Annotated in this window: 11 protein-coding genes and 1 pseudogene; 6 read left to right on the top strand and 6 right to left on the bottom strand. The window is 63.5% G+C overall.

Annotated elements, in window-relative coordinates; translation table 11 throughout:
• Positions 1 to 74: 74 nt before the first annotated feature.
• Positions 75 to 1,316, top strand: a pseudogene (gene pepT, locus AAGA11_21245) (peptidase T).
• An 83-nt stretch (positions 1,317 to 1,399) separates the two neighbouring features.
• On the opposite strand, the gene AAGA11_21240 reads toward pepT, so the two are convergent.
• The 4 genes from AAGA11_21240 to AAGA11_21225 form a co-directional block, all read right to left on the bottom strand.
• Entirely contained in the window at positions 1,400 to 1,813 is a 414-nt protein-coding gene (locus AAGA11_21240) for a fasciclin domain-containing protein (GenBank protein MEM9605400.1), read from the bottom strand.
• A gap of 386 nt (positions 1,814 to 2,199) precedes the next feature.
• Positions 2,200 to 2,502, bottom strand: a complete 303-nt coding sequence (locus tag AAGA11_21235; GenBank protein MEM9605399.1) for an addiction module antidote protein — start codon at positions 2,500 to 2,502, stop codon at positions 2,200 to 2,202.
• Between the two features lies 1 nt (position 2,503).
• Positions 2,504 to 2,818, bottom strand: a complete 315-nt coding sequence (locus AAGA11_21230) for a type II toxin-antitoxin system RelE/ParE family toxin (protein ID MEM9605398.1) — start codon at positions 2,816 to 2,818, stop codon at positions 2,504 to 2,506.
• Positions 2,819 to 3,153: 335 nt separating this feature from the next.
• Positions 3,154 to 3,906, bottom strand: coding sequence for a DUF4197 domain-containing protein (locus AAGA11_21225; protein MEM9605397.1), 753 nt, complete (start codon positions 3,904 to 3,906; stop codon positions 3,154 to 3,156).
• A 337-nt stretch (positions 3,907 to 4,243) separates the two neighbouring features.
• Between AAGA11_21225 and AAGA11_21220 the strand changes: the two genes are divergently transcribed.
• From AAGA11_21220 to AAGA11_21205, 4 genes are all read left to right on the top strand, one after another.
• The gene (locus AAGA11_21220; protein MEM9605396.1) at positions 4,244 to 4,549 is read left to right on the top strand and encodes a BrnT family toxin; all 306 of its coding nucleotides are present in this window, start codon (positions 4,244 to 4,246) and stop codon (positions 4,547 to 4,549) included.
• Positions 4,515 to 4,775, top strand: a complete 261-nt coding sequence (locus AAGA11_21215; GenBank protein ID MEM9605395.1) for a BrnA antitoxin family protein — start codon at positions 4,515 to 4,517, stop codon at positions 4,773 to 4,775. Before AAGA11_21220 ends, AAGA11_21215 begins: the two co-directional genes overlap by 35 nt.
• Positions 4,776 to 4,835: 60 nt before the next feature.
• Entirely contained in the window at positions 4,836 to 6,497 is a 1,662-nt protein-coding gene (locus tag AAGA11_21210) for a thiamine pyrophosphate-dependent enzyme (GenBank protein ID MEM9605394.1), read from the top strand.
• Between the two features lie 606 nt (positions 6,498 to 7,103).
• Entirely contained in the window at positions 7,104 to 8,438 is a 1,335-nt protein-coding gene (locus AAGA11_21205) for a hypothetical protein (protein ID MEM9605393.1), read from the top strand.
• A 181-nt stretch (positions 8,439 to 8,619) separates the two neighbouring features.
• Here the strand turns inward: AAGA11_21205 and bcp are convergent, their stop codons facing one another.
• Positions 8,620 to 9,090: a thioredoxin-dependent thiol peroxidase gene (gene bcp, locus AAGA11_21200; GenBank protein MEM9605392.1), complete on the bottom strand. Its 471-nt coding sequence runs from the start codon at positions 9,088 to 9,090 to the stop codon at positions 8,620 to 8,622.
• A gap of 220 nt (positions 9,091 to 9,310) precedes the next feature.
• Positions 9,311 to 10,519 carry a CoA transferase gene (locus tag AAGA11_21195; GenBank protein ID MEM9605391.1) on the bottom strand — a complete coding sequence of 403 codons (1,209 nt, stop codon included), beginning with the start codon at positions 10,517 to 10,519 and terminating at the stop codon, positions 9,311 to 9,313.
• A gap of 248 nt (positions 10,520 to 10,767) precedes the next feature.
• On the opposite strand from AAGA11_21195, the gene AAGA11_21190 reads away from it, so the two are divergent.
• Positions 10,768 to 11,936 (top strand): phage tail sheath family protein (locus AAGA11_21190; protein MEM9605390.1); only part of this gene is annotated, 1,169 nt, incomplete at its 3' end.

Genomic DNA, 11,936 nt, shown 5'->3' with positions numbered 1-11,936 from the left:
TTCTATTGGAAAAATAGAATAGTGTGTTTTTGTATCCGTTGGAAAATACTTGATTAGTGATTGGCAATAATTTTATGACTAGCCCGTTCAACCAGGAACTTGAAGACCGCCTGGTGAGTTACGCCGCGATCGACAGCCAGAGCGACGAGAACTCGCCGACGGCGCCGAGCACCGCCGTGCAGTTCGACATGCTGCGCCTGCTGCAGACCTAGCTGACGGCACTCGGTGCGGTCGACGTGCAGCTGACCGACTACGGCGTGGTGCTCGCCACCGTGCCGGGCACGGCACCCGGGCCGACCATCGGCCTGCTCGCGCACGTCGACACCGCACCGCAGTTCAACGCGACCGGCGTCAAGCCGCGTGTGATCAAGCGCTACAACGGTGGCGACATCAGTTTCCCGGACGACCCGAACCTGGTGTTGTCACTGGCCGAGCACCCGTACCTCGCCGACAAGCAGGGGCACGACATCGTCACCGCGTCGGGCACCACCTTGCTCGGCGCCGATGACAAGGCCGGCGTGGCCATCCTCATGACGCTGGCGCACCACCTGCTCGACAACCCCGACATCCCGCACGGCCCGATCCGGCTCGCGTTCACGCCCGACGAGGAGATTGGCCGCGGCGTGACCCCGCCACTCGCCAAGGACCTCGCGGCGGAATTCGCCTACACGTTCGACGGCGGCGAAGTGGGGGAGATCGAGTTTGAGAGTTTCTCGGCCGACCGCGCGGACGTCACGGTGACCGGCGTGTCGATTCACCCGGGGCTTGCGAAGGAAAAGCTGGTCAACGCCATCCACTTGGCGAGCAAGATCATCCAAACCTTGCCGCAGGCGACCCAGACACCCGAGACCACCGACGAACGTGACGGCTTCATCCACGCGACCGACATGAACGGCGACGCGGCCCAAATGACCATCAAGTTCATCGTGCGGGATTTCGAGCTCGACGGCCTCGAGGCCAAGGGCGAACTCATTCGCCAGGTATGCGTGGCGGTGCAGGCGACCGAGCCGCGCGCCACCGTCACCTGCGACATCCGGCCGCAGTACCGCAACATGCGCTACTGGCTCGAGAACGACATGACGCCGGTCGACCTCGCCCGCGACGCCAGCCGCAGCGTCGGTGTCGAGCCCATCTCCGTGCCCATCCGCGGCGGCACCGACGGCTCGTTGCTGACCGAGCTCGGCGTGCCGACGCCGAACCTCTTCACCGGCATGCAGTGCATCCACGGCCCGCTCGAGTGGATCTCGGTACAGGACATGGCCGTGGCAACCGAGCTGTGCCTGGCGCTGGCGCAGAAGGCCGTCACCGACAGCTGAGTTCGTGGGCGCGTGGGCGCCCGTCTAACACAAAAAAAAGGCGGTGGTGCACGGCACCACCGCCTCGTCACGCTGCTGTTGCGTCAGGGCAGCAGCACGCTGTCGATCACGTGGATGACCCCGTTGCTGGCTGCGATGTCGGCAGACACCACGTTGGCGTTGTTGACCATGACACCGTCGGTCGCGTCGACCGCGATGGACGCGCTGTTCACGGTGGCGGCATCGAGTGTCTTGCCGGCGATGTCGGACGACATCACTTTGCCGGGCAGCACGTGGTAGGTCAGGATCGCGACGAGCTTGTCCTTGTTCTCGGGCAGCAGCAGGTCTTCCACTGTGCCCGCCGGCAGCGCGGCGAAGGCCTCGTCGGTCGGAGCGAACACGGTGAACGGGCCATCGCCCTTCAGCGTGTCGACGAGGTCCGCGGCCTGAACCGCGGCGACGAGCGTGTTGAACGAGCCAGCGCCAACGGCGACGTCGACGATGTCCTTCTTCGCCATCTGGCCCGCGTGGGCGGTGACAGCGGTCAGGGCGGCGAATGAGACGGCCGCAACGGTGGCGGCAAGGCGGCGAAAGAGTGTCATGGTGTTTCCTCAACAAACGTGAAAAAAGGGGTTGTTTGCGATAACGGTGAACCCGTGAGGAAAGACTACCCACTGCGCGCGCGCGCAAAATCAAGATTGAGTGAAGATTACATCGAGATGCCGTGACGGGCGATTGATGTGTGCTCGCGAACGAATCAGATATAAAATACAAGCATGTCTTTTCTATCTGAAGACGTGGTTCGTTGAAGCTGTCGTGTGTCGTCGTGACCGCGAGCGAGGCCGCACGGCACGGCCGTCTAGTGCGGTGCGTGTGGCACGTCATACGGCCGGTCGATAGGCGCTTATTCTCCAGACGCTTTCGCGCGGAATGTGACCTCCAGTCCAAGCTCGTCCGCGATTCTCCAGACAGTCTCCCACTTCGGGTTGCCCGTCTCGCTCAAGCTGGCGTGCAATCCCTGACGGGTCATGCCGGTGCGATCGGCGAGTTCCGTCATGCCGACACTGCGGGCGATGTGACCGAGGGCCACGAGTACGAACCGGGGGTCGCCTTCGCTCTCGGCCAGTGCGGCCTTGAGGTACTCGGCTCGCCGTGCGGAGTCGATCAGGAAATGCGATGGGTCATAGGGCGTCGTATTACCGGCCATTTCAGTCTCCTAACTCGCGCGCCAGTCGATGCGCCCGAGCGATATCACGCCGTTGGCTGGCCTTGTCGCCGCCGCACAGCAGCAGCACAACGGTGTCGCCCCGGCGCGTGTAGTAGACACGGTAGCCAGGGCCGCAGTGGATGCGCAGCTCGCTCACACCCTGACCAACCGATCTCACGTCACCGAATTGCCCGGCCGCAACGCGGTCCAGTCGTGTCATCACACGCGCGACTGCGGTAGGGTCGCGGAGTCTCGCCAACCACCCAGAAAAAGCGTCTGTTTGACGTATGCAAATTGATTTCTGAGCGTAAACCACACTTTGCCTTGCGTCAAATGAATTTGACAGCTTGGTGCCCGTAACGGGGACGAGCACGTCGAGGCAGTGTGCGCTTGAAAAGACAAGCCTGTGTCAGCCCGTGGTGTGATTTCGTAGCGGTGCAGGTCTGTGGGTATCACCGCTGTTAGCGATGCGACACGGTTCCAGTCAGAGTGAGCCGACTGACTGAATCGAAGCGCATCGACCGCTGCTGCTATCGCGGGTGCGCTCAGCCCTGTTGCAGTGCGTCTTGAGCTGGACGCGGTTGGCGTGCGAGGCGTAAGGGGCGCGCCAGTGGCAAAGCGTACCTGTGCAGACAATCAGAGCGGGCGTCGCTACTGCCCGAACACCCGCTTCAGCAGCTCCGACGTCCGCTTCACGGGGTTGTCTCGGATCGCTTTTTCTTCCACTGCGAGGTAGTGGAAGATGCCGTCCGCGCCTTTCTCGACCACGTGGCCCGTGAGGTCCGAGTCCACTTTCGGTGCGAAGGGGATGGCATTGTAGCGTTCCATCATCGTGTTGAACGACGTCACTGCGCCCACACTCGCCAAGGCCTCGTCAACGATCGGCCGCATCTGGGATTGCAAGTCCGCACCCGTCTTGTTTCGGAAGTAGCTCGTGGCAGCGTCGTCCGGGCCCTGCAAAATACCCTTCGCGTCGCTCACGCTCATGCCGGTGATCGCATCAACGAACAGCGCGCGGGCTTTTGGCGTGGCCGCCTCAGCTGCCTCGTTGAGCTTGAGTTCGAGGTCGTCGAAGTAGCCCTCGAGCCCCACCTTCTTGGCGAGCTTTCGGGCCTTGGCCAGGTTCTTGGGCAAGGGGATGCGCACAGCCGGGTCGCCGCTGAAGCCCTTCGCCGCGCCGAGCTGGCTGACCACGGTGTTGGCCCCGTTGGTCAGGGCCTCTTTCAAGCCCTGCGTGATGTCCTCGTTGCTGAGCGCGCCAGCAACATCCTGGTTCGAGAGGCTGCCCGTCTTGTCCTCGATCGCGGCCTTTGCCGCGTCCTTGAGGTCATTGAGGCTGAACGCGTGGGTCGCGCCCGTAGCCATCAGTGCGATGGCAGACAGCAGAACGGCTTGTTTTGTCACGTTATCCAACTCTCGAGGGTGCCTGTCACGGCGGACGGACAGGGTAAACCCAAACGAGACTCGACGGCGCTTACCGGGCTGACAGACGACACGGTCGTGAGGCTAAACGCGGAAATGCACTGCGGCGGTGATTGCTGGATTCTGGTGCACTGATGCGAGTGATGCTGACACATCGGTGGTACGGCTTTGCGCATCGCAAGCCTCCAGCACAGGGCTTTTGGTCGTTTTGTCTGGGCGTGGTCGAGCCAGCTGCGATACACCGTCTCGGCACTGGATTCGTCGCGTGGCAACGGTCTGGGCGTAACACATTTTGTATTACAATCTACCGTTGGTGCGCATGGTCAGGTATCGAGACCGCTTTGAATGGGATCCGGTTAAGCACCGGGCAAATGCCTCGAAACACGGTGTGCGGTTTGAAGATGCGGTGGCCATATTCGAGGGATTCACGCTCAGCTGGGTTGATGAACGCGCAGACTATGGCGAGGTGAGACACATCAGTGTGGGGCGTGTTCGAGGAGGCGTGGCGCTTGTTGTTGTGCACACGGACAGGTCAGGCGTTGATCGGATCATCTCGGCTCGAGCGGCAAATCAATGGGAGCGAAGGCGGTATGACGAAGCGGTACAAGACGCCCTTGACACCTGAGCAACTGGCAAAGCGGTCGGACGCTGAAATCGACTATGGCGATATTCCGCCACTCGATGCCCGTTTCTGGGCCAACGCGACGGTACAACCTCCACGGACCAAGCCCAACATCAGCTTGCGTGTCGACGCCGATGTCGTGGCGTATTTCAAAGCCGAGAGCCCCAAGGGCTACACCGGCAGAATGGCGGCCGTGTTGAAAGCGTACGTCGATGCGCAGCGACGTTAAGAGGTGCGCAGATTGATTGGCGTGTACCGTTGTGGATGCTGACCCCGTGACCGGTGCACCATGACGACTGACCCCACCCCCCGCGTCTACGACACTCTGGCCAGGGCCTTCCGGCAGGAAAACGTGCACACGTGTTTCGCGTTGCTTGGGGATGCGAACATGAAATGGGCGGCGCGCCTCGCGGAGCAGGGGTGTCAGATGCTCTACGTGCGGCACGAGCACTGCGCGGTCGCGGCGGCCATGGCCTACGCGCGCAAGGCACGGGACGTCGGCGTCGCGACGGTCACGTGTGGCCCTGGCGTCACCCAGTTGATCACCGCGCTGCCGGCGGCGGTGCGCGCTCGCCTGCCGCTCGTGGTGTTTGCGGGGGAAGCGCCGCTCAACAGCGGGTGGTACAACCAGGGTATCGACCAGGCGCCGCTCGTCACCGCGACCGGCGCCGCCTACCACGCGCTGCACACAACGGCACGCCTGCCGCTCGCGGTGCGCGACGCCTTTCTGCAATCGCGCCGCGAACGCCGCCCCGTGGTTGTCGGTGTGCCCTTTGATCTGCAAAACCAGGCCTTTGCGGGCCCCGATGACTTGCCATCGCCGTCGCACGCGGTGCTGCCGCGCCCGTCACCGATGCCGCCGCACCCCGACGACGTGAGCCGTGCGGCGGGGGTCGTCGCCAGCGCGGCGCGCGTGGTTGTGCTCGCCGGCCTCGGGGCGGTCGACGCCGGCGCCGGCCCCGCGTGCCGTGCGCTGGCCGAGACAACCGGTGGCCTGCTTGCGACCACCTTGCCGGCACGCGGGCTGTTCTGTGATGACCCGCACTGCCTCGGCATCGCCGGCGGCTTCGCCACGGAAACGGGGTTGGACCTGCTCACACAGGCAGATCTCATCATCGCGGTCGGCTGCTCGCTCGCATACCACACCGGCGGTGGCGGTCGGCTTTGGCCCGGGGCCACCGTGCTGCAGATCGACACCGACCCGGTGGCGGGCAACCAGGGCCAGGACGTCGCCCACCACCACCTCCGGGCCGATGCGCGTCTGGGTGCGGAGGCGATCACTAATACCCTGTCTGTAAAAACGCAACCCTGGCGATCCGATGCGATCGCCGAGCGCATCCGCACCGCCCCACCCGACAGCCACGTGGTCGACATCGAGCCCGGCCTGCTCGACCCGCGCGCGGTGGTGGATGCACTCGAGCGCGCGATCCCGCCCGACTGGCAGCTCGTGAACTCGAGCGGTCACTGCTCGTGGTTCTTTGCGCAGATGCCGTCGCGCCCGCAGGAGCGCTTCTTCACCCTGCGCGAGTTTGGTGCTATCGGTAACGGCACCTCCTTTGCGATCGGCGTCGCTGCTTCGCAGCCCGACAGCACTGTCGTCCTCTTCGACGGCGACGGCAGCCTGCTGATGCACGTGCAGGAGCTCGAGACGATAAAACGCCACGGGCTCAACATCCTGATCGTCGTCATGAACGACGGCGCCTACGGCTCCGAGGTGCACAAACTGCGCGCCGAGGGCCTGCCCGAGGGGGGCTCGGTGTTCGGCCACACCGATATCGCGGCGATTGCGCGCGGCTTCGGGTTGGCAGGGGAGACCCTGACCGACCTTGACAGCCTACCGAACCACCTGGCGGCCTTCGCGGCGAACGGCGGCGCTGCGGTGTGGGATGTGCGTGTGTCTGCCAAGGTGGTGTCGCCCGCCATCCGCCGGGCGCACCCGCAGCTCGGTTGAACAGCACAAGGCGTGCACCGCCGTCATGGACGCAACGCCAGCAATGGTGGCGATTCGCAAGACGGATACGGAAGTGCGCGGAAGCGCTGCGCGATGGGGTACACGGAAGCGGCGCGCACCAGAAGCTGCCCGGAGTCTCGACGCTGTGATCTCCGTTTCCGTGAGCGCGTGAACACGCGTTGCATCACATCGGCCTTGTCGATCTGGGCGTTCGTGCGTTTCTAAGCCCGGCATCGCTTGCCTCGGGTTTTCCGCTTAGCCCTTGGCGCCGCGGACGCGGTGTGGCTCGCGTTGCGCGCAAATCTGTATTGCGTATACCGCGCACGGATCGATGAACAAAAGGCTCGGGTGCTCAACTTGGCAGCTCTCGAATGAAATAGACATTTTTCAATCAAGACGCCGGTTCATCTCGACACGCAAGATCACCCTCGGCGAGAAGATGCGGTGTTCAGCAGTACGGGTTTCGGAGTTGTAAAAAGCACGTACAGTCTCTGTTCACGTGTGTCACGCATGCACGAGACACTCCGGTAACGCTTGGCTCTGTCGAGTGGGACTCTCGCGTAGAGCACAGTTGCCTAACACTGTCGGTTTGACAAAGGAGATGACATGGCGATCAGGATTGGACGGAAAAAGCGGGCCAGCAAGCAAAGTCGGAAAAAGGACAGATCCCACGATCACATGGACACGTTCTCGAGCCGGCCTGTGCCGGCTCAGTTGAACCGACGGGAGACGTTCTACCACTTCGGCAACATCTCGATCGACTACAACGGGCGGGGCCGTCAGAGTTGCGAGTTGCATATCATCGCTGACGGCGCGCGTCTCGGCACGTTCGACTTCGTTGCGAAAGACGGCAGGGATTTCTCCTTGCCCAACCAATGGCTGATGGCGGGCAATGCCTGTATTTTGGTGACAACCAAGAACCGGCGAGAGGTCATCTTCAAGTTGGATGTGCCGCGCCCAACCAACACGGTCTCCAACCCGAGAAGCGTCTCCCGCACATCGGGCGACTACTACGTGGAGTACCGCGTTTTCCGGAACACTCAGCACCGGAACCGGATTCAGTACCAACTGGCTCAGTTTGAAGCGTCGACTCGGCCGAGTGCCTGGAAGAACGTCGACAAGGCCAAGCTGATAGCCGACCTCCGGCAGACCACGGACGACCCGCGGGAGGTCAATCAGGAGGCGGCTGGGTTCTGTGGCGCGACAGCCATCGGGTACGCGATGGCCGTCAGTCAACCGCATCGCCTGGTGCAGTACTGTCAAGAGCTGTACGAGAACGGTTCGATGAGGGGGGCAGAGAAGACGTTCAGGGCATCCAGCAAATTCAGAAACAGCCTGGTGCCGGGGAGCCAACGCTGGACACTCTCACTGACCGACTACGTGTTCACGGGCACGTTGATGGAAGACGCGGGGTTCAAGCGCCAGGAGTACCGCGAAAAACTCAAGAAACACCGGGGTGGAAAGTGGGAGGTCACGCAAAACTACAATGCAGAAGGCAATATGAGTGGCGCCCAGAAGCGCTGGTGTCGAGAGCTGTTGGGCTACTGGAATGACCGGGGTATTGGCGACAAATTTCCGCTGGGTAAGCAGGTCAAGGCACTCGCCGAGTGTCGGCGTGTCCTGAATGCCAAGGGATTCGTGTTTCCCGCGATTCACGCCGACATACTGAAGGAGACATCCAAGAAATCGGTCGTCAAGATATCCAACCACTGGGTCACCATGACCGACATTCGGGTGTTCGACAACAAAGGCAAGGTGGCCAATGTCCAGAAGGTCGAATCCCGCAAAATCCACGAGGTTGAGCCGACTTTCTTCACGTGGGGTGAGTACTACAAAGGTCGTCTCGACAAGAGCCACTACAAGAAATTTGTGTGGCTCTACATCGTGTGTGAGCCCTTTACCAAATCCGCGCTCGCGTTGCAGATCCGGGACGTACGCTAGCGACGTGAGCCCCGGCCTCGGGATCTGACGCATCAGGTCGGAAGAAAGTGCGTGGCCGGGACAGTGGTGAGTCACCCGCTCCCGGCCGCAGCAGGCGATGCCCGGGGAAACAACTGGGTGGTCGACGGCGAGGTCCGTGCGCGGCGTGGTGCCATACGATGCCCACGCCGGGCCGCCAACGCTACAGCTTGCTAAGAATCTCGGCGGTGTGGTCCGCGGTTTTCGGTCGCTTGAACACGTGCTGGATCACACCGGCCTCGTCGATCAGGAAGGTCGTGCGCTGCAGGCCCATGTAGGTCTTGCCGTAGTTCTGCTTCTCGCCCCAGACGCCGTAGGCTTCGATGACCCGGCGCTCCGGGTCCGCGACCAGCGGAAACGTCAGTTCGTACTTCGCCGTGAACGCCGCGTGGCTTGCGTCGTCGTCGGGCGACACACCGATCACCGCAATGCCCCGGTCGGTGAGCGCAGCCAGGTTGTCGCGCAGGTTGCACGCCTGTTTCGTGCACCCCGGCGTGTCGTCTTTGGGGTAGAAGTACAGCACGACCGTCCGGCCTTTCAGCGCGCTGAGGCTGATGGCCTCGCCGTCGTGGGTGGTCACGGCGAAGTCCGGTGCGACGGTTCCGGCTTCAAGTGGCGTGGGCTTGGCAGCCATGGCGGTGTCCTGCGGGTGACAAGTGGAATGGCGGGAGTGTATCGGACTGCGGGTGACGCGGCCGTGATTCCGTGAACCACGTAGTCCGCGCGGTTGTCAGTGCGCGGTTGACGAGGCGGATTCGATCACCGGGGCCATTGTCTGGCCGACAGCATACGCGAGCAGCGGTGCTCGTCGTGCCGAAAATGTGTGGGCAGCACCGGTACACCCGGTGCGCCTGTCAACCTGGCCCGAGTGTCACCGCGTTCGCTGCAACCAGGCGGTTGATGTCGTCGTCGGCGTAGCCGAGCTCGTGCAAGAGCGCGGCCGTGTGTTCGCCGTGGCGCGGCGCCGGCCTCCGGATGTCCGGTCCGCCCTTGTCCGTCTCGAACCCCGCCACCGGCACGTTCAGGTCGGGGGCGCTGGGTTGCAGGCCGTTGGCGAGCGCATGACGCGCGTGGGTCTGCGGTTCGGCCAGGGCTTCGGCGAGGTCTCTCACGCGCGCCGCTGGCACACCGGCGGCGTTCAGGGTGTGTTCCCAGTGGTCGGCGGTGTCGGTGAGCATCGCGGTGCTCACCAGGGCCCGGCCCCGCGCTGTGAACGCGATCATGTGCTCGCGGCCGTTGGCGTCGAGCGCATCGGCCTCGTCGTCGTGGCCCAGCACCCGAAACAGCGTCGCAGTTTGTGCGGCGGTGTACGCGCCGATCATCACCTGGCCTGCGGCGGTGTCGAAACTGCCGTAGGCCGGGCGTTCGGGGTTGTGGTTGCCGGCGCGCGCGGGGGCCCGGGCCATGGCCTGGGTGTCGACCACGGCGTTGCTCATGAGCATCATGGCGCAGTCGAGCATCGAGACGTCAATCCGCTGGCCTTCACCTGTGTGTTCACGGCGCAGCAGGGCCGCGACGATGGCGAGGGCCGCTTGTGCGCCGGTGCCGTAGTCGAGCACCGGCGGGCTCACGCGGGTGGGGCCGCCGTCGGGCTCGCCGGTCATCGCCATCATGCCCGAGAACGCCTGAATCACGTTGTCGTAGGCGGGGTGGTGGCGCTTCGGGCCGGTCTGCCCGTAGCCGCTGATCGAGCAGGTGATCACGCGTGGGTGGCGTTCGCGCAGCGACTCGGCGTCGAGCCCGAACCGCGCCATGACCCCGGGGCGAAAGTTCTCGACCACAACGTCTGCGCCTGCAATCAGCCGCCCCACGACCTCGCGCCCGGCCTCAGAGGTTAGTGAGACGGCGAGGCTGCGTTTGTTGCCGCTCTGGGCAATGAACTGGCTGCCGCGCCCCTCGGCATGGAGTGTCGGGTCGGCCCCCTCGGGGCGCATCATGTCCGGCGTGTCGGTCGCTTCCACCTTGATCACGTCCGCGCCCAGTGCGCCCAACTGGCTGGTGCAAAACGGGCCGGCGAACACGTGAGTGAAGTCGACAACGCGAACGCCTTGCAGGGCTTGCATTCTTCTCTGTCCCATTTCACAGCACCACCGTCACTCTACGCCGAACGGTGTGGGTGGTACCAGCCCAATGCTGCCTTGGTTGTCAGCGCACGCACCCCGGTCACGGTGTCGCTGTGCCACACTGTTCATGCAGGGCACGTTGGTGAGTGCAATCCGAATCGGCGCACGCCGCCAACGGGGTGTTCAGGCGTCGCCTCAGTGGTGTTCGTCGCCCACGCTTGTCATCAGCTTGAATCCTGGAGGACGGGATGTCCCAAATGAAAACGCCCGGCGTCTACGTCGTGGAAAGTGACGCGTTCCCGAACTCGGTGGTGGCCGTGCCGACCGCGGTGCCGGCGTTCGTCGGGTACACAGAAACCGCCCAGCGCGGCGCGACAGATGTTACCCACGTGCCGGTTCGCCTCAGCTCGCTGGCCGAATTCGAAGACATCTACGGCGGCGCGCCCAAGCCGATGTTTAAGCTCGAGGTCACAGACGAGCAACGGGTTGTTGTCGAAGCGGACCCCACGTCCCGCTTCAACTTGTACAACGGGATGCGCCTCTTCTTCGACAACGGCGGCGGGCCGTGCTGGATCGTGTCGGTGGGGTCCTACGGTGTTGAGGCCAAGCGCCCCGACCACTTTGGGGAGGCGGTGTGGGAGGCGCTGAGCAAGGAAGCGGAACCGACGATGGTCGTCATCCCCGACGCGGTGTTGATGCCCGACCTGGCTGCCTACAAAGCCGTGTGGGACAAAGCCTTCGCCCATTGCACCGCGATGCGGAAACGGGTTGCGGTGATTGACGTGTTCAACGGGGACAAGACCCGCAACGACCCGAGCGGCGTCGACGTCATTCGCGACTTCAGGGACACATTCACCTACGACGATCTCAGCTACGGCGTTGCCTACTACCCCTGGCTGCACACGTCTGTGTACAGCAGCGCCGACATCAGCTACGCGAATATCCATGAAGACAGCCGTGCCGGCCTTGCGAATCACATCAAGTCGGCGTGTGAGGGTGCGGACAATGGCGCGGCCGTTGCGACCCTGGCTGACACGATGGCCGGTGACGACGCGTCGGCGGCCACCGTGACGGCGACGCACCAGGCGCTTTTAGTGGTGTCCGCCCGCTACAAAGACGTCATGCAGGCACTGCTGCGCGCCATCAATGTCATGCCGCCTGCCGCTGCCATGGCGGGGGTGTTCACGCGGACAGACAACACCGTCGGCGTCTTCAAAGCCCCTGCCAACACCGGGCTTGTCTCCGTTGTGTCTCCGTGTGTTGCCCTGAGTCACGACGAACAGGAGGACCTGAACGTGCCGCTCGACGGCAAGGCGGTTAACGCCATTCGATACGTTACCGGACGTGGCCTGCTCGTGTGGGGTGCGTGGACGCTTGATGGCAACAGCCAGGATTGGCGCTACATCAACGTGCGCAG

Source organism: Pseudomonadota bacterium (assembly GCA_039196715.1).
In the GTDB taxonomy this organism is placed as follows: domain Bacteria; phylum Pseudomonadota; class Gammaproteobacteria; order CALCKW01; family CALCKW01; genus CALCKW01.
Note: the sequence above shows the minus strand (reverse complement) of the source record. Positions and strands in the feature narration are given on the sequence as shown.

Bases quoted from the DNA above. Each gene is read 5' to 3' on its own strand.
- AAGA11_21205 (MEM9605393.1), top strand. From the start codon at position 7,104: ATGGCGATCAGGATTGGACGGAAAAAGCGGGCCAGCAAGCAAAGTCGG.
- AAGA11_21210 (MEM9605394.1), top strand. From the start codon at position 4,836: ATGACGACTGACCCCACCCCCCGCGTCTACGACACTCTGGCCAGGGCC.
- AAGA11_21215 (MEM9605395.1), top strand. From the start codon at position 4,515: ATGACGAAGCGGTACAAGACGCCCTTGACACCTGAGCAACTGGCAAAG.
- AAGA11_21240 (MEM9605400.1), bottom strand. From the start codon at position 1,813: ATGGCGAAGAAGGACATCGTCGACGTCGCCGTTGGCGCTGGCTCGTTC.
- bcp (MEM9605392.1), bottom strand. From the start codon at position 9,090: ATGGCTGCCAAGCCCACGCCACTTGAAGCCGGAACCGTCGCACCGGAC.
- AAGA11_21195 (MEM9605391.1), bottom strand. From the start codon at position 10,519: ATGCAAGCCCTGCAAGGCGTTCGCGTTGTCGACTTCACTCACGTGTTC.
- AAGA11_21220 (MEM9605396.1), top strand. From the start codon at position 4,244: ATGGTCAGGTATCGAGACCGCTTTGAATGGGATCCGGTTAAGCACCGG.
- AAGA11_21235 (MEM9605399.1), bottom strand. From the start codon at position 2,502: ATGGCCGGTAATACGACGCCCTATGACCCATCGCATTTCCTGATCGAC.